Source organism: Nocardia sp. NPDC004123 (genome assembly GCF_053603795.1).
Map to the genome: position 1 here is coordinate 517,236 of NZ_JBSGGG010000001.1, position 22,472 is coordinate 539,707.

The following is a 22,472-nucleotide window of genomic DNA, read 5'->3' on the forward strand; positions in this document are numbered from 1 at the left end:
GCTTCCCTAGAAGATGATCAGCGTCGTCCCCGCGACGATGGCCGAGCGGATCTGCGCGAGATCGAACGAGCCGCTGATCGCGGGCAGGTCGACGCTGAAGAACACGTGCTCCCCGACATGTTCGGCCCGGCTGATGCGCGCCTCGCTGGGCAGCCCCGACAGCGGAATCGGGTTCAGCGTCGTGAATCGCCTGGGCGCGCGCACCTTTCGCCAGTGGGCCCGGTGCACGGTGATGGACAGGACGTTGTCGGTGATCTCGGCCGCGGCCAGCGCCCGGATACTGCGGCGGCGGTGGCGGGCCAGGATGAGCCCGTCATCGGCGGGCTGCAGTTCCCAGTCCGGCTGCCAGGTGTTGATCCACTCCAGCAGTGCCGCAAGGGTTATCACGCCGGTGAGGTCGAGCTGTGAGGTCCGCAGCTTGGTGGGGACGCCGGGTATCAGCCGCACGCCGTGGGCGATGACGGTGAGTTCCTCGATGGGGTGGGTGTTCCAGATCAGCCCGGTGAGCACGGTTTTGGCCTGAAAGTGCGCCCCGCGCCGGCGCACCTTGAGCGTGTGGAGGGTGGCGCGCAGGTCGTGGCCGAGCAGGGTGGCGCTGACCTCCTGCCCGCCGAACTGGCTCAGGATGCCCTCCGACAGCAGCGTCATGAGGACGTCGGGCATGAGCGCGGTGACTGTCCCGGCTCCGAAGTCGGCGGCTGGTTCCAGCCAGGCGGTGGTGAAACTGGTCCACTGGTCCAGCCAGCTCTGATCGAACAAGCGTCTTCCGAGGTCCATACCCAGGTCTACCGCGCGCAGGGGCGACCAGGCCTTCGGATCGAAATACGTGGCCATGATTGCTTCGAGCGTACTGGCCGCCGGTGCGGGCGCCAGCGGCGCGAAAGTGAACTGGAACACCTTGCCGACGGCTGTTGTCCGCATCTACGGTTCGATTCGATTGGTACTTCCGTATTTGCGGATCTATTCTGCTTGTCATGCCCGAAATTCGGATTCGTGACGCCGCCCAGCTGCTGGGCGTCAGCGACGACACCGTGCGCCGCTGGATCGACGGTGGCGTGCTGTCCGCGCGCAAGGACGAATCCGGTCGCCTGGTGGTGGATGGCAGCGAGCTCGCGGAATTGGCCGTCGAGCAGGCTCGCACTCCACAGACCCGGATGGCTAGTGCCAGTTCGGCACGCAATCGTTTTCCCGGATTGGTCACCAGGGTGGTGGCCGACACCGTGATGGCACAGGTGGAGATGCAATGCGGACCGTTCACAGTCGTGTCGTTGATGAGCAGCGAGTCGGTGCGCGAGCTGGGGCTGCAGCCCGGCAGCGTGGCGTGGGCGAGCGTGAAGGCCACCACGGTGGTGGTCGAGACCGCCACGGAAACCGGTGGCGCGGCCTAGGTTCCAGGTCCGGAGCCGCGCTGGCCGCGACCGCGGTGCTGGGCGCGGGTCTGCTGTCGGGCTGCGGTTCCTCCTCGGACAGCAGTGACACCACGACGATCACGGTCTTCGCGGCCGCCTCGCTCAAGCAGGTGTTCACCCAGCTGGGCACCCAGTACGAGAGCGCGCACCACGGCACGAAGGTGACCTTCTCCTTCGCCGGTTCCTCGGATCTGGTGGCGCAGTTGAATCAGGGCGCGCCCGCCGACGTCTTCGCCTCCGCCGATCAGGCGAACATGGACAAGGCGGTGAAGGGCGGCCGGATCACCGACAAGCCCCAGACTTTCGCCACCAATGTCCTCACCATCGTGACGCCGCCGGGCAATCCGGCGCACATCGGTTCGCTGGCGGATCTGTCCAAGTCCGGGCTGCGCCTGGTGGTGTGCGCGCCGCAGGTGCCGTGCGGTTCGGCCACCAAGAAGGTGACCTCCGGTGCGGGCGTGTCGATTTCGCCGGTCAGCGAGGAGTCCTCGGTGACCGACGTGCTGGCCAAGGTGACCTCGGGGCAGGCCGACGCGGGCCTGGTCTACGTGACCGACGCGGCCGGCGCGGGTAACAAGGTGACGACGGTGAACTTCCCGGAGTCCGCGACCGCCGTGAACACCTATCCGATTGCCACCGTGGCTGATTCGAAGAATGCCGCGGCCGCCAAGGACTTCGTCACGCTGGTCACCGGGCCCGATGGGCAGCAGGCGCTGCAGCAGGCCGGTTTCGGACGGCCGTGATCAAGCCCCCGGTCTGGCTGCTGCTGCCGGCGGCCATCGGCTTCGTGCTGGTGGCCGGTCCGCTGGTGGCGCTGACCGGGGCGGTGGACTGGTCGCATTTCCTGGATCTGATCACCTCGGAGTCCTCGCGGGTGGCGCTGCTGCTGAGCCTGCGCACCTCCGTGGCGGCCGCGCTGCTGTGCGTGCTGCTGGGTGTGCCGATGGCAGCGGTGCTGGCCCGCTCGCGCTGGCGAGCGCTGCCGGTGCTGCGCGCACTGGTGTTGCTGCCCTTGGTATTACCGCCGGTGGTGGGCGGTCTGGCGCTGCTGTACCTGTTCGGGCGGAACGGGCTGGTGGGCCACCAGCTGGAGTCGCTCGGCATCCGCATCGCCTTCAGCACGACCGCGGTGGTGCTGGCGCAGACCTTCGTGGCGCTGCCGTTCCTGGTGATCACGCTGGAGGGCGCGATGCGCACCGCGGGCGACCGCTACGAACGGATCGCCGCCACCCTGGGTGCGCGGCCGTCGCTGGTGTGGTGGCGGGTGACCTTGCCGCTGCTGCGCCCCGCGCTGGTGTCGGGCACGATCCTGGCCTTCGCCCGCGCCCTGGGCGAGTTCGGCGCGACGCTCACCTTCGCGGGCAGTCTGCAGGGGAAGACCCGCACGCTGCCGCTGGAGATCTATCTCCAGCGCGAGTCCGATCCGGATGCCGCCGTGGCGCTTTCGCTGCTGCTGGTGCTGGTCGCGGCGGTGATCGTGCTGGTGGCCTACCGGCGGCCGGAGGCGCGCTAGCGTGGCTGCCATGTCGCCGATATTCGTCTCCCGTGCCGAGCGCATCGTCGAAGCGCTGCTGACCGCCGGCCCGCAGCTGGCCGCCTCGGTGGGCGACCACCGCGCCGATCATCGGCTCCCCGACTGGTCGGCGGAGGCGGTGCGCGGGCATGCCGAGCTGCTGCGCGAGGCCTCGCACACCCTGGCCGAGGTCGATCCGGACGACCTGGCCCCCGCGGACGGCGTCGATCTCGCGCTCCTGCAGCAGCGGGTCGACGGCCTGCTGTTCGAGCTCACCGAAATCCGCGAGCACGAGTGGAATCCACTGACGCACAACCCCGGACCGCTGCTCCACCACCTGCTGGCGCGCCCGTTCGCGCCCGCCGAGGTGCGGCTGGCGGCGCTGCGCGACCGGCTGGCGGCGGTGCCCGACGCGCTGGCCACGGCCCGCGCGCTGCTCGGCGAGATGCCGCGCGTGCACGTCGAGACCGCCATCGGGCAGTTCGGCGGCGTGACCGCGCTGGTGCGCGATCAGGTGCCCGCGCTGGCCGCCGAGGTGCCCGGCTTCGAGATCGAACCCGCTGCCACCGCGGCGATGTCGGCGCTGACCGACTTCACCGCGTGGCTCACCGGCCGGGTCGAGGGCGCGGACCGCGATCCGCGTCTGGGCCGCAGGCTGTGGGAGGCCAAGCTCTGGCACACCCTGGACACCGAGCTGGGGGCGCGGGAGATCCTGGACCGCGCGCACCGGCACCTGGATCAGCTGACCGGCGAGATCCGCTCCGCGGCAGGCGAACTGCTCGGGGTCGCGAATCCGGATGCGGAGACCGTCCGCCGGGCGCTGGCGCAATTGTCGGCGGACCGACCGGCCGATGACACGGTGGTCGCGGTGGCGACCGCGGCGCTGGCGGAGGCCACCGCCTTCGTCCGCGACCACGACCTGGCCACCCTGGTCGAGGATCCGCTGGTCATCCAGAAGATGCCGGAGTTCGCGCGCGGGGTGGCGGTGGCGTACTGCGATCCGGTCGGCCCGCTCGAAACCGCCGAGCTGCCGACCTTTTTCGCCATCGCACCGACCCCGGCGGACTGGTCGCCCGAGCGGGTGACCTCGTTCTATCGCGAATACAACAACCACATGATGCGTAATCTGACCGTGCACGAGGCCATGCCCGGCCACTACCTGCAACTCGCCCGGTCGCGCCGCTTCCGCGGCTCCACCCCTGTGCGCGCGCTGTGCTGGAGCGGCACCTTCATCGAGGGCTGGGCGGTCTACACCGAGAAGCTCATGGCCGACACCGGTTTCGGCGGCCTGCCGGTCCGGTTGCAGCAGCTGAAGTCCCACCTGCGCATGACCATCAACGCCATCCTCGACCAGTCGGTGCACTGCGACGGCATGACCGAAGCCGAGGCCCTGCGGCTGATGCGGGACCGCGGCCTCCAGGAGGAGGGCGAGGCCGCCGGCAAGTGGCGCCGCACCCTGCTCAGCTCCACCCAGCTCTCGACCTATTTCGTCGGTTATACCGAGGTCGCCGCGATTGCCGCCGCCCGCCCCGCCACCACGCCCCCGCGCGACTGGCACGATGCCATGCTCGCCCACGGCTCCCCTGCCCCGCGCCATCTGCGCACCCTGCTCGGTCTCGACGGGAGCTGATTCGATGACCCGCTCGGCGATCGTTGTGGTCCGGGCTCGCGCGGTGGTGCCCCGAACCTGCTGCGGGGCGGACTGTTACACCCAATTCCCGGTTGCCCGCCAGGTGTGGCCGGTGGGGTACGCATGCTACTCGGGGCGGATCGGATGAGCGGGCTGGCGGTGTCGGCACGTCTGGCCGACCGGGATTTCCAGGTTCGGCTGGAGATTCCGGCCGGGGAGGTGCTGGCCGTGCTCGGCCCCAACGGTGCAGGCAAATCCACCCTGCTGGATGTGGTTGCCGGACTGGTGATTCCGGACGAGGGCGAGGTCCGGCTGGGCGAGCGAGTGCTGACGGATGTCGCGAAAGGCATTGCGGTGGCGCCGCATCGGCGGGCCGTCTCGTTGCTGGCGCAGGATGCCCTACTCTTCCCGCATCTGTCGGTGGCCGCGAATGTGGCCTTCGGGCCGCGCAGCCGGGGTGTGCGCGGCCGGGCCGCCGCCGCTCTCGCGCGGGAATGGCTGCGGGCCGTCGATGCCGAGGAATTCGCGGACCGGTCGCCCGGGTCATTGTCCGGCGGTCAGGCGCAGCGCGTGGCCCTGGCCCGCGCGCTGGCCGTGCACCCGCGGGTATTGCTGCTGGACGAGCCGATGGCCGCGCTGGATGTGACCGCGGCGCCCGCCATGCGCGCGCTGCTGCGGAGAGTCCTGCGGGAACCCGCGTCCGGCAGTGCGGACGATGAAAATGGCGAGTTGATCGCCACCGCACGGGATATCGCCGCGCATCCCGTGACGCTCCCGGATGCCCGGCCCAGCGCCACGATTCTGGTGACACACGACATCATCGACGCGGTGACCCTGGCCGATCGGGTCGCGGTCCTCGAGGCCGGGCGGGTGATCGAGTCCGGTTCGGTGGCTGCGGTATTGGCGCGGCCCCGCAGCCGGTTCGCTGCCCGGATCGCCGGAGTCAACCTGATCATGGGTGCGGCGGTGAGCGGCGGCAGCGCCGGGCTGGGTGCGGTCACGGACGGGACGGTCGAGGTCTTCGGCCGGTCCGAGGGCGAGTGGACGGCCACCGGGCGGGCGGCGGCGGTGTTCTCGCCGGTGGCCGTGGCGGTGCATCTGGAGCATCCGGAGGGCAGTCCCCGCAATGTGTTCCGGGTGCGGGTGGCGGAGCTGGAGGATCGCGGCGGTCTGGTGCGGGTACGCGGGGTGGACGGTCCGGGGGCGGCCGCGGGCCTGGCCGCGGATCTGACTCCGGCCGCGGTGGCCCAGCTCGGTGTGGTCCCCGGGATGGAGGTGTACTTCGCGGTGAAGGCGACCGAAGTGGAGGTCTACCCGTATTGACCTGTCGCCGGGGGCATTCAGGCGGCCGCCAGGGCGCGTAGCAGCTGGTCGCGGTCCATCAGGTCGGCGACCACGTCGTTGCCGGCGCCCCGGCCGAGGGACAGGACCGTGTAGCCGTGCTCCTGCGGGGCGCGGGTGATGTGCCCGCCGAGGACGCCGCGCACCGGCCAGGAGGATGTTCTTGGGGTCGTTCATGTCCATGGGACAGGGAATGCCCGCCGGAAGTGGCAGCACACAGCTGTGATCCATGACACAGTTTCTGGCGTGACATTCTTGTCGCCGGATGCGTGCGCGCCCACAATCGGATCACGACGAACAGCTGGAGGACGCATATGACGCTGGATCTGAACAGCGACCTCGGCGAGGGTTTCGGTGACTACACCATGGGTGACGACGCCGCCATGCTGGACGTGGTCACCAGCGCCAATATCGCGTGCGGATTCCACGCCGGGGATCCGGCCATCATGCGCCGCACCTGCGCGCTGGCCGTCGAGAAGGGTGTCCGCATCGGCGCGCACGTCGGCCATCGTGATCTGCCCGGGTTCGGTCGCCGCGCCATCGCGATCGCCCCGGCCGCGCTGCGTGACGAGACGCTGTATCAGATCGGCAGCCTCGATGCCTTCGCCCGCGCTGCCGGAGACCGGGTGCGCTACGTGAAACCCCATGGCGCGCTGTATCACCAGGCCGGCGCCGACCGTGCGCTGGCCGACGCCATCGTCGCGGCCCTGCGGGAGTTCGATGCGCGGCTGGCCCTGCTGGGCCCGGCCGGCACCGAGCTCGAGCGGGCGGCGCTGGCCGCCGGAACCCCGTTCGTCGGTGAGGGTTTCGCCGATCGCGGCTATACGCCGGAGGGTCTGCTCGCGCCGCGCGGACTGCCGGGTGCGGTGCTCGGGGCGGATGCGGCGGTGACGCAGGCGCTGTCGATCGCGCGGGACGGCAAGGCGGCCAGCGTGGACGGCGGCACGGTGGCGGTGGCGGCGGCCAGCATCTGCGTGCACGGCGATACGCCGGCGGCGGTCGAGATGGCCCGCCGGATTCGCGCCGCGCTCGACGAATCCGGTACGCCCGTCCGGGCTTTCGCGTGATCCGGGGTGGCTGACCATGACCGGTCCCGGGGAATTCGACGACGTCGGCGAGGTGCGGGCGGCGGGTGACCGTGCGCTGCTGGTGATTCCACCGCTGCGCGCCATGGTGGCCGATCTGGTGTCCGCGCTGCAGCCGCGTCCGACGGGGGTGGTCGATGTGCTGCCCGCCGCGGAAACCGTGCTGGTGACGCTGGATTCGCCGCGGTCGGCGCTCTCGGTGCGAAAGCAGCTGCGGGTCCTGCTGGTCCGGCTCGACGCGGCGGCCCGGGTCACCGCCGGTGACCGCGGCCGGCCCCGTCGGCGGCCGGACCGGATCGGTCATCCGTTCGATGAGGTGGCCGGCAACGGCGTCCCCGTCGAACCCGTCGTGATCCCGGTCCGCTACGACGGTGAGGACCTGCCGGAGGTCGCGCGCCTGCTCGGCCTGACCGTGGCCGAGGTCGTCGCCCAGCACACCGGCACCGTATGGCGTTGTGCCTTCGTAGGTTTCGCGCCCGGGTTCGGCTATCTCGAATCGCCGGACGGCCGCTTGACCGTGCCGCGGCGCGCGCGAGCCCGCACCGCCATCCCCGCGGGCGCGGTGGCGCTGGCGGGCGGCTATTCGGCCGTCTACCCCCGCCGCAGTCCGGGCGGCTGGCAGCTGATCGGGACCACCGACCTCTCGGTGTGGGATGTGGATCGGGAACCGCCCGCCCTGGTGCGCTCCGGCGCCCGGGTCCGATTCGTGGATGTGGGGACAGGCTCATGAGCGGATTACGCGTCGTCCGGGTCGGCCCCCTCGCCACCATTCAGGACCTGGGCCGCCCGGGCTGGTTCGACTCCGGGGTGGGCACCGCGGGCGCGGCGGACCGCGCTTCGCTGCGGCTGGCCAATCGCCTGGTCGGGAATCCGGAGGGCGCGGCGGGCATCGAGGTGCTGCTGGGCGGGCTGGAACTGCTCGCCGATCAGCACGTCACGGTGGCGGTGACCGGCGCCCCGGCCCCGGTCACCGTCGACGACCGCCCCATGGGCGCGGCCAGCGTGCTGGAAATCGAAGAGGGGCAACGGCTGCGGCTCGGCATCGCCGACACGGGTCTGCGCACCTATGTGGCGGTGCGCGGCGGCATCGAGGTCGCGCCGGTGCTGGGCTCCCGCAGCCGCGACACCCTCTCCGGCATCGGCCCCGACCCGCTGTGTCCGGGCGATCGGCTCCCGGTGGGAAAGCCGCCGCGGGCGCTGCCCATCGTGGATGTCGCGCCGGTGCCGGCGCTGGGCAACGACCTGCTCACGGTGCGTGCCGTACCCGGTCCGCGGGCCGACTGGTTCACCGACGCCACCGCTCTCTTCGCAGGCGAGTGGACGGTCTCCCCGGACACCGATCGGATCGGCGCGCGGCTGGACCGGCGCAGCGGTCCCGCCCTGCGGCGCAGCGTACCGAGTGAATTACCCACGGAGGGTATGGCCTTGGGCTCGGTGCAGGTGCCGCCCAGCGGTCAGCCCGTCGTCTTCCTGGCGGATCATCCGATCACCGGCGGTTATCCGGTGATCGCGGTGGTGGTGGACGCCGATGTGGACTGCGTGGCGCAGGCCCGCCCGGGCCAGGCCCTGCGCTTCCGGAAGATCGATTGACGCGGGATTTCGTTGCGCTGCCACAGGATCGCCGGAGTCGCTACTTCAGCGTCGCGTGCATGAGGTACACGTTGTAGCTGTTCCACGCCGACATGGTGAAGTACAGGTCCTTCCCGCGCGACCACGGATGGATGTACCCGCCGTAGGTCGTCGGATAGTCGTCGGTGTCGACCAGGGTCACCGGATCGGTCCAGGCGCCCTGCGGTTCGGCGGCGGTGCGCAGCACGATGGCGTGGCGGTCCAGATCCAGGTAGATCATCTGCCACTGCCCGGTCGACTCGTCGTAGCGCACCGACAGCTCACCGGCGGTCCCGGACAGGATCGGCGCGGCCAGCTGTTCGTCGGGCCCCAGGGCGGGCACCCAGGTATCGGCGATCCAGTACTGGTAGGCCGACTTGTCGAGCACCTGGTCGGTGGGCACCCGGGCCAGCCCGATGGTGCCGAACCGCCCATTGGGCGTGCCGAACATGTACACGTACCCGTCGTGCGGCGCCATGCCCATGACCTGGAACCGTCCCAGCCCGAAGACGTTGTCCCAGCGCGCCCAATCGGATTTGGTCCAGGTCGCGCCGTTGTCGTCGGACCAGGCCAGCCCGCCCAGATTGGTCCACCACATGCCCGGCTTGTGGCGACTCCACCGGGCCACCGACATGTACGTCAGGTACTGCCGCCCGTTCAGCGCGAAGCCGGACGTCGGGATGGTGGTGATCTCGAAGTTGTCGACCTTGCGGCTGCTCAGGATCTCGGCGGCGTGACACCGGCTGTCCTGGGCGAAGGTGTCCAGCCGCAGGCCCTGGGAGAGATCGCGATTGCTGCTGAACGCGATGGAGTTGCTGCGCCAGTCCTGGTCCCCGGTGCCCGCGCCGATCGGCCCCCAGCCCTTGCCGAAGGTGTCGCCGAAGGCGACGGCGATCTGCCCGGGCTCGGACTCCCACATGATGCCGAGGTCGGTGCCGTCCACCGACCAGCGCATATCGGTGCGGTTGGTGGAGCCGTGCCCGGTCACCTGGTTCACCAGCGCCAGCGAGTCGAGCTCGGCCGGGGCCACGGGTGCGGCGACCGGCGCGGGAACCAGGGGCTGCGCGGCGGGCGCGGGCCGGGGCTGCGGTGGCTCGGGATCGCCGCCGGGCACCGGGATCGGGACGGTCTCCGGAATCTGGTCTATCTGGATGTGCGGCAGCTGAATCCCGCCGGAGCCGGAGCCGGAGCCGGCCTGCGGTGCGGGGGTGGGCGCGGGCGCCGCTTCCGGGGCAGGCTGGTCATCGCCGGTGCCGGGATCTCCGGAGGTGTCGGCCGGGTCGCCCGGCGGGTCGGCCGGATCACTCTCGGGCGCAAGGTTTTCCGGCTTGGGACTCTGGTCGTTGCGCAGGTCGGGGCACGGATTGACGCACGGGTCCGGGGGCAGTGGCGCGGGCTCGATGCGGGTGTTGTCCTGCCGCGGACCCGGAATGGGGACCGGCGTGAACTGCGGGACCGGGACCTGAATGTGGATGGTGTTGTCGGGCGGCTGCGGTTGCGGCAGTGGCACATCCGGGTCGGGTTCGCGGGCCAGCGGATCGAATCCCGTTTCGCCGCAGGCGTTCAACGGCGGCGGGGCCCACGGGGCCAAGGGTCCGGCGGTGGCGGGTGTGGCGGGCAGCAGCATGACCGCGGCCATCGCCAGGCTCGAGAGCGCCAGGGCCGCAGGTGCTTCGGAGCGCCGCGCAGTCATCCGTGGTGCGTCTCCTCGTCCGTGATCGGATCCACCTCACCGTAGTCCTGCGGGCCGCATCCGCGGAGCCGTCCCGCCGTGTCGCCGGAGTGGTGTGACCGAGCCGATACCTACTTCGGCTACGTACCGACCCGTCGGCGTGAATTGGCCGCAATGGCCAGGACGCCGCCCGCGTAGACCGCCGCCGCGGCCACCACCACCGCCGGTGAGCGGCCGTCGGCCGGAATCAGCATCGCGGTACCCGCCAGCGCCAGCACGAAGGTGATGTTGAAGACCGTGTCCTGCAGGGCGAAGACCTGCCCGCGATGCGCGTCGTCGATATCGATCTGCATGGCCGCGTCCCCGGTCAGCTTGATGACCTGGCCCACCAGCCCGAGCAGGTAGGCCGCCGCCAGCAACAGCAGCTCCGCCCGCCGCTCGGCGTCCCCGGTGGCGACGGTGATGGGCGTGACCAGGCCCAGCTGTACCGCGATCGCCGTCACCAGGCCGGTCACCACCGTCCGCGGCCGGCCGAGCCGGGGAATCAGCACCGGCGCGACCACGGCCGCCGTGAGCATGCCCGCCCCGGTCGCGGTGATGGCCGCACTGAATTTCGCGAGGTGCGCCCCCACCGCGGCCTCGTCGCCACGGCGCAGCACCAGCACCATCAGCAGGGTGTCCGCGCCGAAGACGATGCGGTGCGCGCCGATCCCCAGGAAGGTCGTGGTCACCTCCCGGGACCGCCAGGCCGCGGTGGCGCCCTCGCGCAGTCCGGCGGCGATGGCCCGCACCGTGCTCCACCCGCCTCGCGCCGCGGCCTGCTCGCCCCGGTCGGGTCCCAGTGCGCGGGGCCGGAATCCGGCCACCACCAGCCCGCCGGCGATCGAACCGGAGGCGCTGCCGGCCGCCGCCACCGCCGAGGCGAAGTCGCCCGCCCCGATCAGCCCGATGATCGAGAAGGCCAGGCCCGCGCCCAGAACCGCGCACCCCGAGGCCACCGTCGCCAGCACCGAGTTCATCGGGACCAGCCAGCGCTGGGCCAGCACCTTGGGCAGTGACGCGGACACACCGGCGCCCACGAACCGGCTCACCCCGACCACGGACAGCGCGCCCAGCAGCAGCGGGGTGGCGTGCACCCCGGCCAGCAGGCCCGCCGCGGTCGCCACGATGAGCAGCGCGCGCAGCACGTTCGCGTAGAGCAGCACCCGGCGGCGATCCCACCGGTCGAGCAGCGCGCCCGCGTACGGGCCGATGATCGAGTACGGCAGCAGCAGGGCCGCGAAGCCGCCGGCGATGGCCAGCGGATCGGTCTGGCGTTCGGGGTTGAACAGAATCGCGCCCGAGAGCGCGGCCTGGAACATGCCGTCGCCGAACTGCCCGGACAGCCGGACCAGCGTCAGCCGCAGGGTGCCGGGATTCTCGCGGAGCCCGGTCGCGACCGCGGCCAGCCGGGCGCGCAGGGTGGCCGGCGGCGGCGCCGCGGTCACCGGGACGGGTGCGTGGTCACCAGCGCGAAGACGGCCGCGCGCATATCGTCGGCCATGGGCAGGTTGTCGACGGTGTCGGCGTCGATCCACTGGTAGCGGTCGTGTTCGAGGGGGTCCAGCCGGATCTCGGCGGCCTCGGTCTCGACCACGAAGCTGTATTTGCGGACCCGGGACTTGGTGCGGGTGGCGTAGTCGAATCCGCCCAGCACGTCGGTGATCCGCACGACGCTCAGCCCGGTCTCCTCGAACAGTTCGCGGGCCACGCAGTCGGCGAAGGACTCGCCGGATTCCACGCCGCCGCCGGGCAGTTCCCACATCCCCCCGTGCGAGCCTTCGGCGACACGCCGCACGACCAGCAGTTTTCCGTCCCGGAAGACGGCCACGCCCACCACGAAATGAGCGATCCCCTCGCTCTCGGCCTGTTGTCGGAGCTCGCGTTCGATGCCCGCGAGTGCCTCGGGTCGCATCCCCCTGCTCTCCCTCTCGTTTCGCTTGCGGCACATCATGATACGGTCGCCGACCGAAACCCGCTGGCGGGTACGACGGCATGCGGGCGGGCGTCACTGCCGCGCACTCACAATCGCCGGGCATTTGCCCGGGCCGGTTGCCGAGAGCGTAGTACCTGGTCGGCGGCGTGCGGAGCAGCGCTGCTCTCACGCTAGAATTTAACCCGGAATTCAGGTTGGGCCGCCGTATCGGCCCCTACCCTGGAATCCGATCGGTGCTCGCCGGTGAGAGGAGTACGGCGGTGTCCACCCTCACGACACCACACATCGATATCCATCGTGGCGGCGACCGCATGAAAACCCGTGTGTCGTGGCTGGATTCGAAGCATTCGTTCTCGTTCGGGGAACACTACGATCCCGACAACACCCATCATGGCCTGCTGCTGGTCAACAATGAGGACATCGTCCTGCCCGGCGAGGGCTTCGAGACCCATCCGCACCGGGACATGGAAATCGTCACCTGGGTGCTGAGCGGGAGCCTGGTCCATCAGGATTCGCTGGGGCACAGCGGGGTCATCTATCCCGGCCTGGCCCAGCGCATGAGCGCCGGTACCGGCATCCTGCATTCGGAGAAGAACGATTCCTGGCGGATCGGCAATGTGCCCGAACACCAGGAGCCGGTGCATTTCGTCCAGATGTGGGTGGTGCCCGACGATTCCGGGCTGACCCCGGGCTATCAGCAGCTGGAGATCGACGACGAGCTGGCCGGCGGCGGCCTGATCACGGTGGCCTCGGGCCTGCCCCGCTACCGCGACCGCACCGCCATCGCCATCGCCAGCAGCCACTCCGCCCTGCATGTGGCCCGGATGTCCGGCGACGCCGCCGAGATCCGCCTGCCGGAAGCCCCCTACCTGCATGTCTTCATCGCGCGCGGCGAGGTGGAGATGGAGGGGGCGGGCACCCTGTACGAGGGTGACGCGGTGCGGTTGACGCGCAGCGGAGGCCAGCGGGTCACCGCGAACATGCCGTCGGAGATTCTGGTGTGGGAAATGCATGCCCGACTCGGCGGGCAATAGCATCGACGCATGAACCAGTACCCGCCGCCGGGGCAGTACGGCCAGTACCCGCCGCCTCCGCACGGAAACTATCCGCCGCCCGGCGGACCGCAGTACTGGCAGGAATCGCCGCAGCGCAAGGGCATGGCGATCACCGCGATGGTCTTCGGCATCCTGGGTCTGCTCACCTTCTGGACGGTGCTGCTCACCATCGTCGGCGTCCTGTGCGGCGCGTTCGCGATCATTCTCGGCGTGATCGCCGCGACGAAGGCGCGCCGCGGCACGTCCGGCGGCTTCGGAATGGCGCTGGCGGGCGCGATCATGGGCGTCATCAGCCTGATCGGCGGCATTCTGGTCGGCGTGCTGGTGTGGGTCGTCTTCAAGGACACCGGCGGCACCGATCTGATCGACTGCCTGAACAAGGCCGGCGGTGACAGGTCCAAGGTTCAGCAGTGCCAGGAGGAATTCAACAAGCGCGTCGAGGACAGGTTCAGCGTCACGCTGACGCCCGCGCCTACCCGCTGACCGGATGGCACTCGCGGGTGGCGGCCAGCACCTCGGCCAGTTCGGGGCGAAAGTCCCCTTCCGGCGGGTGAATCCACGTGCGGTAGGCGCTGTGCTCGTCCGCGGGAGACGGCAGCACGATGGTGCTGCCCGGCTGCGCTACGGAAGCGCAATCACGGAAAAGGTCTGAGAACAAAGCGGTGTCGTAATACGAGTCGTCCGTGGGGCCGGTCAGGAAGGTCCAGCGGCCCGAGCGCGGGTGGGCGATGACGGGCCCGCAGCGGCGCCGGGCGACCAGATGGTCGCGGACCCGGTGGCCCAGGTCGGCGGGCATGGTCACGGCCCCGACGGCCCCGACCTCCAACATGATTCGGCACAGTGCCGAGTCCACCACGCCGTAGAGACCGTGCTCCTTGCGATAGCGCCGGCACCGGGCCAGCGCTTCCTGGGTGGCGGTATACGAGGACGGGTCCAGCGCGCTCATGGCGAACCTCCTGCTACCGACCTTAGGGCCGGGCTATCGGTATGACAATAGTCACACGCCAGTGAGTTCCCCAGCGTAGCATCACTGCTCATGGCACCCGTCTCGCCCACCGTCGCCCGGTGGGAGCTGGTCCTGCGACTGCGCGAACTGCGTGAGCAGTGCGGCTTCGATTCGGCGACCTTCGCCAAGCGTGTCGGCTTCACACCCGCCAACTGGTCGCACGTGGAGAAGGGCCGGCGCGTCCTCACGGCGACCACCATCGGCCCGGTGCTGGAGCTGCTCGAGGTGGAGGGTGAGGAGCGCGCGGAACTGCTGGAACTGCTGGCGCTGAGCAAGGAGCGCGGCTGGTGGGCCAGGTCCTCGGCGCTGATCGGGCCGGAGCTGCAACGGTATTACGGCATGGAGCTGGGCGCGGAGAGCATCCGCAGCTACGACAGCCTGGTGGTGCCCGGGCTGTTGCAGACCGAGGAATACGCGCGGGCGCTCATCAGCGCCGACGTCATGATCCGTCCCGTCCAGGTGGAACAACTGGTGGCGGTGCGGCTGAAGCGGCAGGAGCGGCTGCGCGGCGCCGACCGGGTGGAACTCACCGCGGTGATCGGCGAGGCCACGCTGCTACAGCAGATCGGCGGCCCGAAAGTATTGCGCGGGCAACTGGAACATCTGGCAACACTGCTGGACGAGCTGGATTCCATTTCGGTGCGGGTGATTCCGTTCACCGCGACCCGGGGCGCACTGCTGGGCGGGTCGAGTTTCCATCTGCTGGATTTCGCTTCCGAGAATCTTCCGACGTTCACCTGGGTGGAGAGCGCGGTTTTCGGTGGGGCGGTGGAGGATTCGTCGCAGATTCGCGATCTGCGGTTCGCATTTGTGCGTGCGCTCGACCAATCTCTCGGTCGCGCAGAATCTTTGGAGCTCATCAAACGATATTCGCAAGGGTAGGATACGCATGCGTAACGGTAAAATGCTGCCCATGCTAAACACCGCGAACTATCAGCCGGTATCCCGCGGCTGGTTCACGTCGTCCCGTACCAATAACGGAAATCAGTGCGTGGAGGTTCGATTCGACGGTGATGCGGTGCTCATTCGTGACAGCAAGTACCGGCGCAATCCGGAACATCGCCTTGAAGACGAGCCCATCATCACCGTCGCCGCGACCGAATGGATGACATTCCTGGCCGCTGTGCTGGGCCGCCACTCCCTCCGCACCGCGCTCAGCGCGGAGACCGGTGCGGACGGCCACACCACCCTCCGGCACCGCGACACCACCCTGGTCTACACCCCCGGCGAATGGCGCGCCTTCATCGACGGGGCCCGCGACGGGGAATTCGACCGTCAGCCGCAAAGCGTCTAGCCACCGAACAGTGCAGTGTCGAGGCTCGGCCGTCGGGGGTCGAGCCCGGTGGTTCGCGGCGCAAGCGCGGGGAGGCGGAGCGCTCGTTCTGGACCGAGCGGAACCGGGGAGCGAAGCGGAGGAGGCGGAGGGAGGAAAGAACGAGACTTTCAGCGCCGCGAACCCGCCCGGAGCGAAGCGGAGGGCAAAATAGGCACTGTGACTTCGCAGCTGACGCCTCCCTCTGGTATCGACCTGTCCTTCCGTGACGCGGACGTACGGGTACAGGACGACCTGTTCGCGCACGTCAACGGCAAATGGCTGGAGAGCTACGAGATACCGGCCGACCGGGCGGTGGACGGTGCCTTCCGCACGCTCTACGACCAGGCTGAACTGGATGTGCAGAAGATCATCCAGGACGCCTCGGCGGCCGATGCCGCGCCCGGCACCGAAGAGCGCAAGATCGGCGATCTCTACAACAGCTTCATGGCCGACGCGGCCGTCGAGGCGGCGGGCCTGACCCCGATCGCCGAGGAGCTGGCCGCCGTGTCCGGGGTCGCCGCCCGTTCGGACTTCGCCGCGCTCATCGGGCGCCTGCAGCGCACCGGCGTAGGCGGCGCGCTGGCCTTCTACGTCGACACCGACGACAAGAACTCCGCCCGGTACCTGGTGCACGCCACCCAGTCCGGCATCGGCCTGCCCGACGAGTCGTACTACCACAAGGACGAATACGCGGAGATCCGCGAGAAGTACGTCGCCCACATCCGCCGCATGTTCGAGCTGGCCGGGTTGGACCATGACGCCCAGCGGGTTTTCGAGCTGGAGACCAAGCTGGCCGCGGGTCACTGGGACGTGGTGCGCCGCCGCGATGCCGAATTGAGCTACAACCTCACCACTTTCGACGCGCTGGCCGCCGAGAACCCGGAATTCGACTGGACCGCCTGGACTTCCGCGCTGGCCGCGGGACTGGATCGCTCCGGTGCGGAGCTGTTCGCGGAACTCGTCGTTCGCCAGCCCGATTACGTGCGCACCTTCGCCCAGCTGTGGGCCTCGGAATCGCTGGTGGACTGGAAGGCCTGGGCGGCCTGGCGGGTGGTGAAGGCTCGCGCGCCGTACCTGACCGCGGATCTGGTGGAGGCCAATTTCGACTTCTACGGCCGCACCCTGACCGGCGCGCAGGAGAATCGGGAGCGTTGGAAGCGCGGCGTCTCCCTGGTGCAGGATCTGCTGGGCGAGGCCGTGGGCAAGCTCTATGTGGCTCGGCACTTCCCGCCGGAGGCCAAGGCCCGCATGGTCGAGCTGGTGGCGAATCTGCAGGAGGCCTACCGCCGCAATATCTCCGAGCTGGAGTGGATGGGCCCGGACACCCGGCAGGCCGCGCTGGCCAAGCTGGAGAAGTTCACCCCCAAGATCGGCTACCCGGAGGAGTGGCGTGACTACGCCGCGGTCACCGTGGATCCGGCCGACGTGGTGGGCAACTACCGCAGCGGCTACGCCGCCGAGCACGACCGCGACCTGAACAAGCTGGGCGGCCCGGTGGACCGCGGCGAATGGTTCATGACCCCGCAGACGGTGAACGCCTACTACAACCCGGGCATGAACGAGATCGTCTTCCCGGCCGCCATTCTGCAGCCCCCGTTCTTCGACATGAACGCCGACGACGCCGCCAACTACGGTGGTATCGGTGCGGTCATCGGGCACGAGATCGGCCACGGCTTCGACGATCAGGGCTCCAAGTACGACGGCGACGGCAATATGGTCGACTGGTGGACCGAGTCGGACCGCACCGAATTCGGCAAGCGCACCAAGGCTTTGATCGACCAGTACAACCAGTTCTCCCCCAAGGATCTGTCGGCGGACCACAAGGTCAATGGCGAATTCACCATCGGTGAGAACATCGGCGACCTGGGCGGTCTCTCGATCGCCCTGGAGGCGTACCGGATTGCCATCGAGGGCCAGGACTCCCCCGTCCTCGACGAACTCACCGGCCTGCAGCGGGTGTTCTTCGGCTGGGCGCAGGTGTGGCGCACCAAGGCGCGTATCGAGGAGGCCATCCGCCGCCTCGCCGTGGACCCGCACTCGCCGGCGGAGTTCCGTTGCAATGGCGTGGTCCGCAACCTCGACAGCTTCCACGAGGCCTTCGATGTGCGGCCGGGTGACGAGCTCTATCTGGATCCCGCTGAGCGTGTGAAGATCTGGTAGTCCGGACCGGGCCCTCGCCGAGATGGCGAGGGCCCCGGCCGGCTAACGCAGGCGCTCTTCGGTTTCCGCGTCGAAGAAGAAGAGTTCGTCCTGCTTGGGCGTCAGGAGCAGACGGTCGCCCAGCGCGACCTGGAAGCGCCGATCCACCCGCGCGACCACCCGGCCGGAGCGGCTGGACCATTCGTCGGCCACGCCGTGCGAGTAGACGAACGACTCCGAGCCGAGCTCCTCGAGCAGTTCCACCTCGACCGCGAGCGCATTGCCCGCATCGGTGGTGACCTCCCAGGATTCGGGCCGGATGCCGACGATCACGTTCTTGCCGTCGATATTGTGCGGCAGGGGAATTCGCAGGTCGTTGAGCACGGCCGCGCCCGCGCGGACCGGCGCGGTCAGCAGGTTCATGCCGGGCGAGCCGATGAACCCGGCGACGAAGGTGTTGACCGGATCGTCGTAAAGCTCACGGGGAGCGGCGATCTGCTGCAGCTTCCCGTCCTTCATCACCGCGACCCGGTGCCCCATGGTCATGGCCTCGACCTGATCATGGGTCACGTACACGGTGGTGGTGCCCAGCCGCTTCTGCAGGGCCGCGATCTGCGAGCGGGTCGAAACCCGCAGCTTGGCATCGAGATTCGACAGCGGCTCGTCCATGCAGAACACCTGCGGCCGCCGCACGATGGCCCGGCCCATGGCGACGCGCTGGCGCTGGCCGCCCGACAGCCGCGCGGGCTTGCGGTCGAGCAGGTCCTCCAGCTCCAGCATGGCCGCCGCCTCGGTGACGCGAACCCTGGTGTCGGCCTTGCTCATACCCGCATTGCGCAGCGCGAACCCCATGTTCTCGGCCACGGTCATATTCGGGTAGAGCGCGTAGCTCTGGAACACCATGGCCACGTCGCGCGAACGCGGCGGCAGGCCGGTCACGTCGAGTCCGCCGATGCGAATGTGCCCGGCGGTCACCGCTTCGAGACCCGCCAGCATGCGCAGACTGGTGGACTTGCCGCAGCCCGAAGGCCCGACCAGCACCAGGAATTCGCCGTCGGCGATGTCCAGGTCCAGGTCGTCGACCGCGGGGCCGGGCGCCCCCGGATAGGTGAGGGAAACTCCCTCGAACTGCACAGTCGCCATGCCGGCGCTCTCCTTGTCCAATGCTCACGCTGCCGGGGGCCTCCGTGGTTACGCAGGCTGCCGCCTCCGGCCCCTGACGTCAGCGTGCGGGTGCGTCTCTTACTTGGGCAGCTTGGGCGTGATCTGCCGGTCGATGATCGTCTGCAGCTGGTTGGCGATATCGCCGAAAGCCGCTGCGGTGTCCCGGTTCTGCAGGCCGATCTGCTCGAGCCCGGTGCCGATGATCTGGTCGCCGCCGGGCACGAACACGCGCGCGTAGTTCTGCGGCTTGGTCAGCGGCAGCTGGTCGATCGCGGTCTTGAAGTTCGGGTTCTTGGCCAGGAAGTCCTGCATGCCCGGATCCTGCTGCGCCGACTTGCGCACCGGCACATAGCCGGTGGCCTGCGAGAAGTACGAGGTGTTGGCCGCATTGGTGATGAACTCGATGAACTTGAGCGCGTTCTCCTTGCGGGCGTCGCTGATCCGCGACGGAATCGCCAGGCCGGCGCCGCCGGTGGTGCAGCCCGCCAGCCCGTTCGGGTGCGGCAGGAAGCCGGTGCCGAACTGGGTTTTGCCCGCGGCATTGGTGTTGATGCTCTTCAGGTCTCCGGTGGAGCCGATGGCCGAGGCGATGATGCCGTTGCCGAAGTCCACGGCGTAGGTGGGCCGGATGCTGGCGTACTTCTTGGTATTGATGGAGTCGCGCAGGTAGTTTCCGGCCTTGATGGTGGCCGGGTCGTTGAACTTCAGCTTCCACTCGTCCGAGTACGCGCCGCCGAAGGTCCAGCACGGACCCTGGAAGGTCCAGGCCAGGTAGTTCTTGGCGTCGCCCCAGCCGTGCGCCCACTTGCCGTCGCCCATCACGCTCTGGATCTTCGGGCCCCACTCGTCGAACTCGTCCCAGCTGTTCGGCGTGCGGTCGGGCAGTCCGGCCTTGGCCCAGACGTCCTTGTTGTAGTAGAAGATCTGCGTCGAGCGCGAGTACGGCAGCGCCCAGGTCTTGCCGTTGAACTTGTAGTCGCCGACGAAGGTGTCCACGTAGTCGGACACGTTCACCCCGGCCGCGGAGAAGTGGCTGTCCAGCGGCTCGATGGTGCCGTTGAGCGCGTAGTTGAACCACCAGACGTCGGACAGGATGACCACGTCGGGCAGTTCACCCCCGGAGAGCGCGGCGTTGAACTTGGTCGCGACCTCCTCGTAGTTCTTGCCCGCGTCGACCAGATTGACCTTCAGGTCCGGGTACTTGGCCTGGAACCGGTTGATGAGCTCGGTTTCCTGGTCCTTGGAGGTGCCGGGGTGGTTGGACCAGAAGGTGATGGTCTTCGAGTCGCCGCCCTGCGTGCCGCCGCCACCGGATCCGGCGCACGCGGTCAGCGCCGCCGCACCCGCGGCCGCGCCCGCCAAGCCGAGAAACCCGCGTCGCGAAAGAGCACCACGGCGTGCCGTGAAATCAGCGGGGTTACGTGAATCCGACACAGGAATCTCCTTCTGGGACTTAACCCTTGACCGCACCGGAGGTGAGGCCCTTGATCATCTGGCGCTGGAGCACCAGGAAGACGATGAGGATGGGGAGCATGGTCAGGATGACCCCGGCCATGACCGGACCCCAGTTGGTGACGCTCGGGTTCTCGGTGTTCTGCAGCAGGGTCAGGCCGACCGGCAGGGTGGCCACCCGCGCGTCGTCGGCCATCAGGAACGGCCACAGGTATTCGTTCCACTCGTTCACCAGCGTGACCACCGCGAACGCCACCATGGTGGGTCCGGACATGGGCAGCACCACCCGGGTCAGCAGCCGCCACCAGCCCGCGCCGTCCATCCGCGCGGCCTCGATGACCTCGCTCGGCAGCGACAGGAAGTGATTGCGCATCAGGAAGGTGCCGAAGGCGACGCCGCAGAGCGGAACGATGATGCCCTGGAAGGTGTTTCGCCAGCCCAGCTGGGCGATGAGCGCGTAGTTGGAGATGATGGTGATCTGGTTGGGCACCATGAGCGCCGCGATGATCACCAGGAACACGATGTTCTTGCCGGGGAAGCGCAGGAACACCAGGCCGTAGGCGCTGAGCACGCCCAGCACGAACTTCACCGCCGAGACGACGCCGGTTACGATGATCGAGTTCCGCAGGAACTGCCAGAACGGCAGCGTGGTGGTGGCGTCGTGGTAGTTCGACGCCAGCCAGTGCTCGGGCCAGTAGCTGACCGGCTGGGAGTAGACCTCCCCGTGCGCCATGAAGGAGCGGGTGAGGATGTAGTACAGCGGGACGCCGACGATGATCAGCACGCACACCATGGCGGCGTAGCCGAACACCTTGGCCCACAGTTCCCGGTCGCGGAAAGCGCTCAGCGCGTTGAGCCGGTTCACTTCTCGTCCCCTCGGTCCATGATGCGCACCTGCACCAGCGTCACGATGAGCAGCACCAGGAACATGATGGTGGCGACGGCCGCCCCGTATCCGGCCCGCTGGTTCACCCAGGATTCGCGATAGACCTGATAGATCATGGTGGTGGTGCCGGTGCCGATGGGCCCGCCGCGGGTCATCACATTGATGAGGTCGAAGACCTGAAGTGAGTTGAGCAGCACCGTGATCGACAGGAAGTAGGTGGTGGGCCGCAGCTGCGGCAGCAGCACCCGGGTGAAGGTGGTCCAGCGGCTCGCGCCGTCGATCTCGGCGGCCTCCATCAGGTCGGCCCGAACCCCTTGCAGCGCTGCCAGATAGATGACGAAGCTGTAGCCCAGGTTCTTCCAGATGTAGGTGACCGTGATCATGAACAGTGCCCAGTGCGGGTTCTGCGCGAAGTCGGGTGAGTGCATCCCCAGCCGCTCCAGCAGATCCGGGACCAGGCCGAAGCCGGGGTCGAAGATGAACTGGAAGCCCACGCCGATGGCCGCGCCGGAGATGACGTAGGGCGCGAAGATGGCGGAGCGGACCACATTGCGCCCGAACAGTTTGCGATCCAGCAGCAGGGCAAGCGCCAGGCCCAGCAGCATGCTGCCGAGGACCGCGGCGACGGTGAAGATCACCGTATTGCCGACGATCTGCCAGGAGTCGTCGCGGCCGAACCACTCGGTGTAGTTGTCGAAACCGACCCAGTTCAGGCTGGTCGCCGAGATGTTCCAGTCGGTGAACGACAGGCGGATATTGTCGACCAGCGGCCGATAGACGAACAGCCCCAGCAGAATCAGGTTCGGCGCGACCAGGACCACGAAGAGCGCATGGTCCTGCCAGGGTCTGCTTCGCCACCCGCGCCCCGGGGGCGTCGGGAGTACTCGTTCGGGCCAAGATCGCACCCGCGCAGCCTTGCGGCTCAGGGCTACTGACTGGTTAATTCCGGATGGAAGATCGCTGAACTGTCGATCGGCGCGCGCCACCGACTGTTCACCGGTCACACCCTCGAGCGGCGCGGACATGCGCCGAATAGTACGACCGCCCAACTTGTTTCGAGACCGGAATCATATGAACGGTTGGCCAACAGCAAGAACGAGTTGGCGCCCCGCCCAATCGGGCGGGGCTTCAAATGGTGGTCGAGAACGGCGAGTGCGCCGGGCGCGGAGCCTCCGGAGCGATGGAGCGCTTCGCCGTCGTCGACCGCATCACCGCCCGCGAG

At 68.9% G+C, this 22,472-nt stretch carries 23 protein-coding genes; 13 read left to right on the forward strand and 10 right to left on the reverse strand.

Going from position 1 to position 22,472, the window contains the following annotated elements; all coding sequences use genetic code 11:
- Positions 1–6 precede the first annotated feature (6 nt).
- Positions 7–921: a hypothetical protein gene (locus ACWEQQ_RS02315; RefSeq protein WP_452346851.1), complete on the reverse strand. Its 915-nt coding sequence runs from the start codon at positions 919–921 to the stop codon at positions 7–9.
- 53 nt (positions 922–974) lie between these two features.
- On the opposite strand from ACWEQQ_RS02315, the gene ACWEQQ_RS02320 reads away from it, so the two are divergent.
- From ACWEQQ_RS02320 to ACWEQQ_RS02340, 5 genes are all read left to right on the forward strand, one after another.
- Entirely contained in the window at positions 975–1,388 is a 414-nt protein-coding gene (locus ACWEQQ_RS02320; RefSeq protein ID WP_354849050.1) for a TOBE domain-containing protein, read from the forward strand.
- Between the two features lie 20 nt (positions 1,389–1,408).
- Complete coding sequence (gene modA, locus ACWEQQ_RS02325) at positions 1,409–2,152, forward strand: molybdate ABC transporter substrate-binding protein (protein WP_379428280.1); 744 nt, start codon at positions 1,409–1,411, stop codon at positions 2,150–2,152.
- Complete coding sequence (locus ACWEQQ_RS02330; protein WP_379384544.1) at positions 2,149–2,922, forward strand: ABC transporter permease; 774 nt, start codon at positions 2,149–2,151, stop codon at positions 2,920–2,922. The genes modA and ACWEQQ_RS02330 overlap by 4 nt, the downstream gene beginning before the upstream one ends.
- 10 nt (positions 2,923–2,932) lie before the next feature.
- The gene (locus ACWEQQ_RS02335; RefSeq protein WP_452339372.1) at positions 2,933–4,552 is read left to right on the forward strand and encodes a DUF885 domain-containing protein; all 1,620 of its coding nucleotides are present in this window, start codon (positions 2,933–2,935) and stop codon (positions 4,550–4,552) included.
- A gap of 144 nt (positions 4,553–4,696) precedes the next feature.
- Entirely contained in the window at positions 4,697–5,875 is a 1,179-nt protein-coding gene (locus ACWEQQ_RS02340) for a sulfate/molybdate ABC transporter ATP-binding protein (protein WP_452346852.1), read from the forward strand.
- Positions 5,876–5,892: 17 nt separating this feature from the next.
- On the opposite strand, the gene ACWEQQ_RS02345 is transcribed toward ACWEQQ_RS02340, so the two are convergent.
- Complete coding sequence (locus tag ACWEQQ_RS02345; protein ID WP_452346853.1) at positions 5,893–6,039, reverse strand: hypothetical protein; 147 nt, start codon at positions 6,037–6,039, stop codon at positions 5,893–5,895.
- A gap of 168 nt (positions 6,040–6,207) precedes the next feature.
- Here ACWEQQ_RS02345 and ACWEQQ_RS02350 point away from each other — a divergent pair, with 168 nt between their 5' ends.
- Genes ACWEQQ_RS02350 through ACWEQQ_RS02360 form a run of 3 tightly spaced genes read left to right on the forward strand, consistent with a single transcriptional unit; the run spans position 6,208 to position 8,568 of the window.
- Positions 6,208–6,960, forward strand: coding sequence for a LamB/YcsF family protein (locus ACWEQQ_RS02350; RefSeq protein WP_452346854.1), 753 nt, complete (start codon positions 6,208–6,210; stop codon positions 6,958–6,960).
- 16 nt (positions 6,961–6,976) lie between these two features.
- Entirely contained in the window at positions 6,977–7,708 is a 732-nt protein-coding gene (locus ACWEQQ_RS02355; RefSeq protein WP_452339375.1) for a 5-oxoprolinase subunit B family protein, read from the forward strand.
- Positions 7,705–8,568 carry a 5-oxoprolinase subunit C family protein gene (locus ACWEQQ_RS02360; protein WP_452339376.1) on the forward strand — a complete coding sequence of 288 codons (864 nt, stop codon included), beginning with the start codon at positions 7,705–7,707 and terminating at the stop codon, positions 8,566–8,568. Before ACWEQQ_RS02355 ends, ACWEQQ_RS02360 begins: the two co-directional genes overlap by 4 nt.
- A 40-nt stretch (positions 8,569–8,608) precedes the next feature.
- On the opposite strand, the gene ACWEQQ_RS02365 is transcribed toward ACWEQQ_RS02360, so the two are convergent.
- From ACWEQQ_RS02365 to ACWEQQ_RS02375, 3 genes are all read right to left on the reverse strand, one after another.
- Positions 8,609–10,225 carry a DUF4185 domain-containing protein gene (locus tag ACWEQQ_RS02365; RefSeq protein WP_452346875.1) on the reverse strand — a complete coding sequence of 539 codons (1,617 nt, stop codon included), beginning with the start codon at positions 10,223–10,225 and terminating at the stop codon, positions 8,609–8,611.
- Between the two features lie 173 nt (positions 10,226–10,398).
- A complete protein-coding gene (locus ACWEQQ_RS02370; protein ID WP_452346855.1) occupies positions 10,399–11,745 on the reverse strand; it encodes an MFS transporter in 1,347 nt (448 codons plus the stop codon).
- Positions 11,742–12,212, reverse strand: a complete 471-nt coding sequence (locus tag ACWEQQ_RS02375) for an NUDIX hydrolase (RefSeq protein WP_379384528.1) — start codon at positions 12,210–12,212, stop codon at positions 11,742–11,744. The genes ACWEQQ_RS02370 and ACWEQQ_RS02375 overlap by 4 nt, the downstream gene beginning before the upstream one ends.
- A gap of 281 nt (positions 12,213–12,493) precedes the next feature.
- On the opposite strand from ACWEQQ_RS02375, the gene ACWEQQ_RS02380 reads away from it, so the two are divergent.
- Both ACWEQQ_RS02380 and ACWEQQ_RS02385 read left to right on the forward strand, forming a co-directional pair.
- A complete protein-coding gene (locus ACWEQQ_RS02380) occupies positions 12,494–13,267 on the forward strand; it encodes a pirin family protein (protein ID WP_379384526.1) in 774 nt (257 codons plus the stop codon).
- A 9-nt stretch (positions 13,268–13,276) separates the two neighbouring features.
- Complete coding sequence (locus ACWEQQ_RS02385) at positions 13,277–13,771, forward strand: DUF4190 domain-containing protein (RefSeq protein ID WP_452339379.1); 495 nt, start codon at positions 13,277–13,279, stop codon at positions 13,769–13,771.
- Here the strand turns inward: ACWEQQ_RS02385 and ACWEQQ_RS02390 are convergent.
- Positions 13,761–14,234, reverse strand: a complete 474-nt coding sequence (locus ACWEQQ_RS02390) for a hypothetical protein (RefSeq protein WP_452339380.1) — start codon at positions 14,232–14,234, stop codon at positions 13,761–13,763. The genes ACWEQQ_RS02385 and ACWEQQ_RS02390 overlap by 11 nt on opposite strands.
- A gap of 90 nt (positions 14,235–14,324) precedes the next feature.
- Between ACWEQQ_RS02390 and ACWEQQ_RS02395 the strand changes: the two genes are divergently transcribed.
- The 3 genes from ACWEQQ_RS02395 to ACWEQQ_RS02405 all read left to right on the forward strand — a co-directional run bounded on the left by ACWEQQ_RS02395 (position 14,325) and on the right by ACWEQQ_RS02405 (position 17,769).
- Complete coding sequence (locus ACWEQQ_RS02395; protein ID WP_452346856.1) at positions 14,325–15,176, forward strand: Scr1 family TA system antitoxin-like transcriptional regulator; 852 nt, start codon at positions 14,325–14,327, stop codon at positions 15,174–15,176.
- 31 nt (positions 15,177–15,207) lie between these two features.
- On the forward strand, positions 15,208–15,588 hold the full coding sequence (locus ACWEQQ_RS02400) for a DUF397 domain-containing protein (protein WP_364609090.1): 381 nt from the start codon (positions 15,208–15,210) through the stop codon (positions 15,586–15,588).
- A gap of 198 nt (positions 15,589–15,786) precedes the next feature.
- Positions 15,787–17,769 (forward strand): M13 family metallopeptidase, encoded by a 1,983-nt coding sequence (locus ACWEQQ_RS02405; RefSeq protein WP_452346857.1) that lies wholly within the window; start codon positions 15,787–15,789, stop codon positions 17,767–17,769.
- Between the two features lie 42 nt (positions 17,770–17,811).
- On the opposite strand, the gene ACWEQQ_RS02410 is transcribed toward ACWEQQ_RS02405, so the two are convergent.
- From ACWEQQ_RS02410 to ACWEQQ_RS02425, 4 genes are all read right to left on the reverse strand, one after another.
- The gene (locus ACWEQQ_RS02410; RefSeq protein ID WP_452346858.1) at positions 17,812–18,891 is read right to left on the reverse strand and encodes an ABC transporter ATP-binding protein; all 1,080 of its coding nucleotides are present in this window, start codon (positions 18,889–18,891) and stop codon (positions 17,812–17,814) included.
- Between the two features lie 99 nt (positions 18,892–18,990).
- Entirely contained in the window at positions 18,991–20,346 is a 1,356-nt protein-coding gene (locus ACWEQQ_RS02415) for an ABC transporter substrate-binding protein (protein ID WP_452339383.1), read from the reverse strand.
- Positions 20,347–20,365: 19 nt separating this feature from the next.
- The gene (locus ACWEQQ_RS02420; RefSeq protein WP_452339430.1) at positions 20,366–21,157 is read right to left on the reverse strand and encodes a carbohydrate ABC transporter permease; all 792 of its coding nucleotides are present in this window, start codon (positions 21,155–21,157) and stop codon (positions 20,366–20,368) included.
- Positions 21,158–21,225: 68 nt separating this feature from the next.
- Positions 21,226–22,155 carry a carbohydrate ABC transporter permease gene (locus ACWEQQ_RS02425; RefSeq protein WP_452346876.1) on the reverse strand — a complete coding sequence of 310 codons (930 nt, stop codon included), beginning with the start codon at positions 22,153–22,155 and terminating at the stop codon, positions 21,226–21,228.
- Positions 22,156–22,472: the final 317 nt, after the last annotated feature.

Coding starts and splice junctions, on each gene's coding strand:
- ACWEQQ_RS02315 (WP_452346851.1), bottom strand. CDS start 921: ATGCGGACAACAGCCGTCGGCAAGGTGTTCCAGTTCACTTTCGCGCCG.
- ACWEQQ_RS02320 (WP_354849050.1), top strand. CDS start 975: ATGCCCGAAATTCGGATTCGTGACGCCGCCCAGCTGCTGGGCGTCAGC.
- ACWEQQ_RS02335 (WP_452339372.1), top strand. CDS start 2,933: ATGTCGCCGATATTCGTCTCCCGTGCCGAGCGCATCGTCGAAGCGCTG.
- ACWEQQ_RS02340 (WP_452346852.1), top strand. CDS start 4,697: ATGAGCGGGCTGGCGGTGTCGGCACGTCTGGCCGACCGGGATTTCCAG.
- ACWEQQ_RS02350 (WP_452346854.1), top strand. CDS start 6,208: ATGACGCTGGATCTGAACAGCGACCTCGGCGAGGGTTTCGGTGACTAC.
- ACWEQQ_RS02355 (WP_452339375.1), top strand. CDS start 6,977: ATGACCGGTCCCGGGGAATTCGACGACGTCGGCGAGGTGCGGGCGGCG.
- ACWEQQ_RS02360 (WP_452339376.1), top strand. CDS start 7,705: ATGAGCGGATTACGCGTCGTCCGGGTCGGCCCCCTCGCCACCATTCAG.
- ACWEQQ_RS02365 (WP_452346875.1), bottom strand. CDS start 10,225: ATGGCCGCGGTCATGCTGCTGCCCGCCACACCCGCCACCGCCGGACCC.
- ACWEQQ_RS02375 (WP_379384528.1), bottom strand. CDS start 12,212: ATGCGACCCGAGGCACTCGCGGGCATCGAACGCGAGCTCCGACAACAG.
- ACWEQQ_RS02385 (WP_452339379.1), top strand. CDS start 13,277: ATGAACCAGTACCCGCCGCCGGGGCAGTACGGCCAGTACCCGCCGCCT.
- ACWEQQ_RS02390 (WP_452339380.1), bottom strand. CDS start 14,234: ATGAGCGCGCTGGACCCGTCCTCGTATACCGCCACCCAGGAAGCGCTG.
- ACWEQQ_RS02395 (WP_452346856.1), top strand. CDS start 14,325: ATGGCACCCGTCTCGCCCACCGTCGCCCGGTGGGAGCTGGTCCTGCGA.
- ACWEQQ_RS02400 (WP_364609090.1), top strand. CDS start 15,208: ATGCTAAACACCGCGAACTATCAGCCGGTATCCCGCGGCTGGTTCACG.
- ACWEQQ_RS02410 (WP_452346858.1), bottom strand. CDS start 18,891: ATGGCGACTGTGCAGTTCGAGGGAGTTTCCCTCACCTATCCGGGGGCG.
- ACWEQQ_RS02420 (WP_452339430.1), bottom strand. CDS start 21,157: ATGGTGTGCGTGCTGATCATCGTCGGCGTCCCGCTGTACTACATCCTC.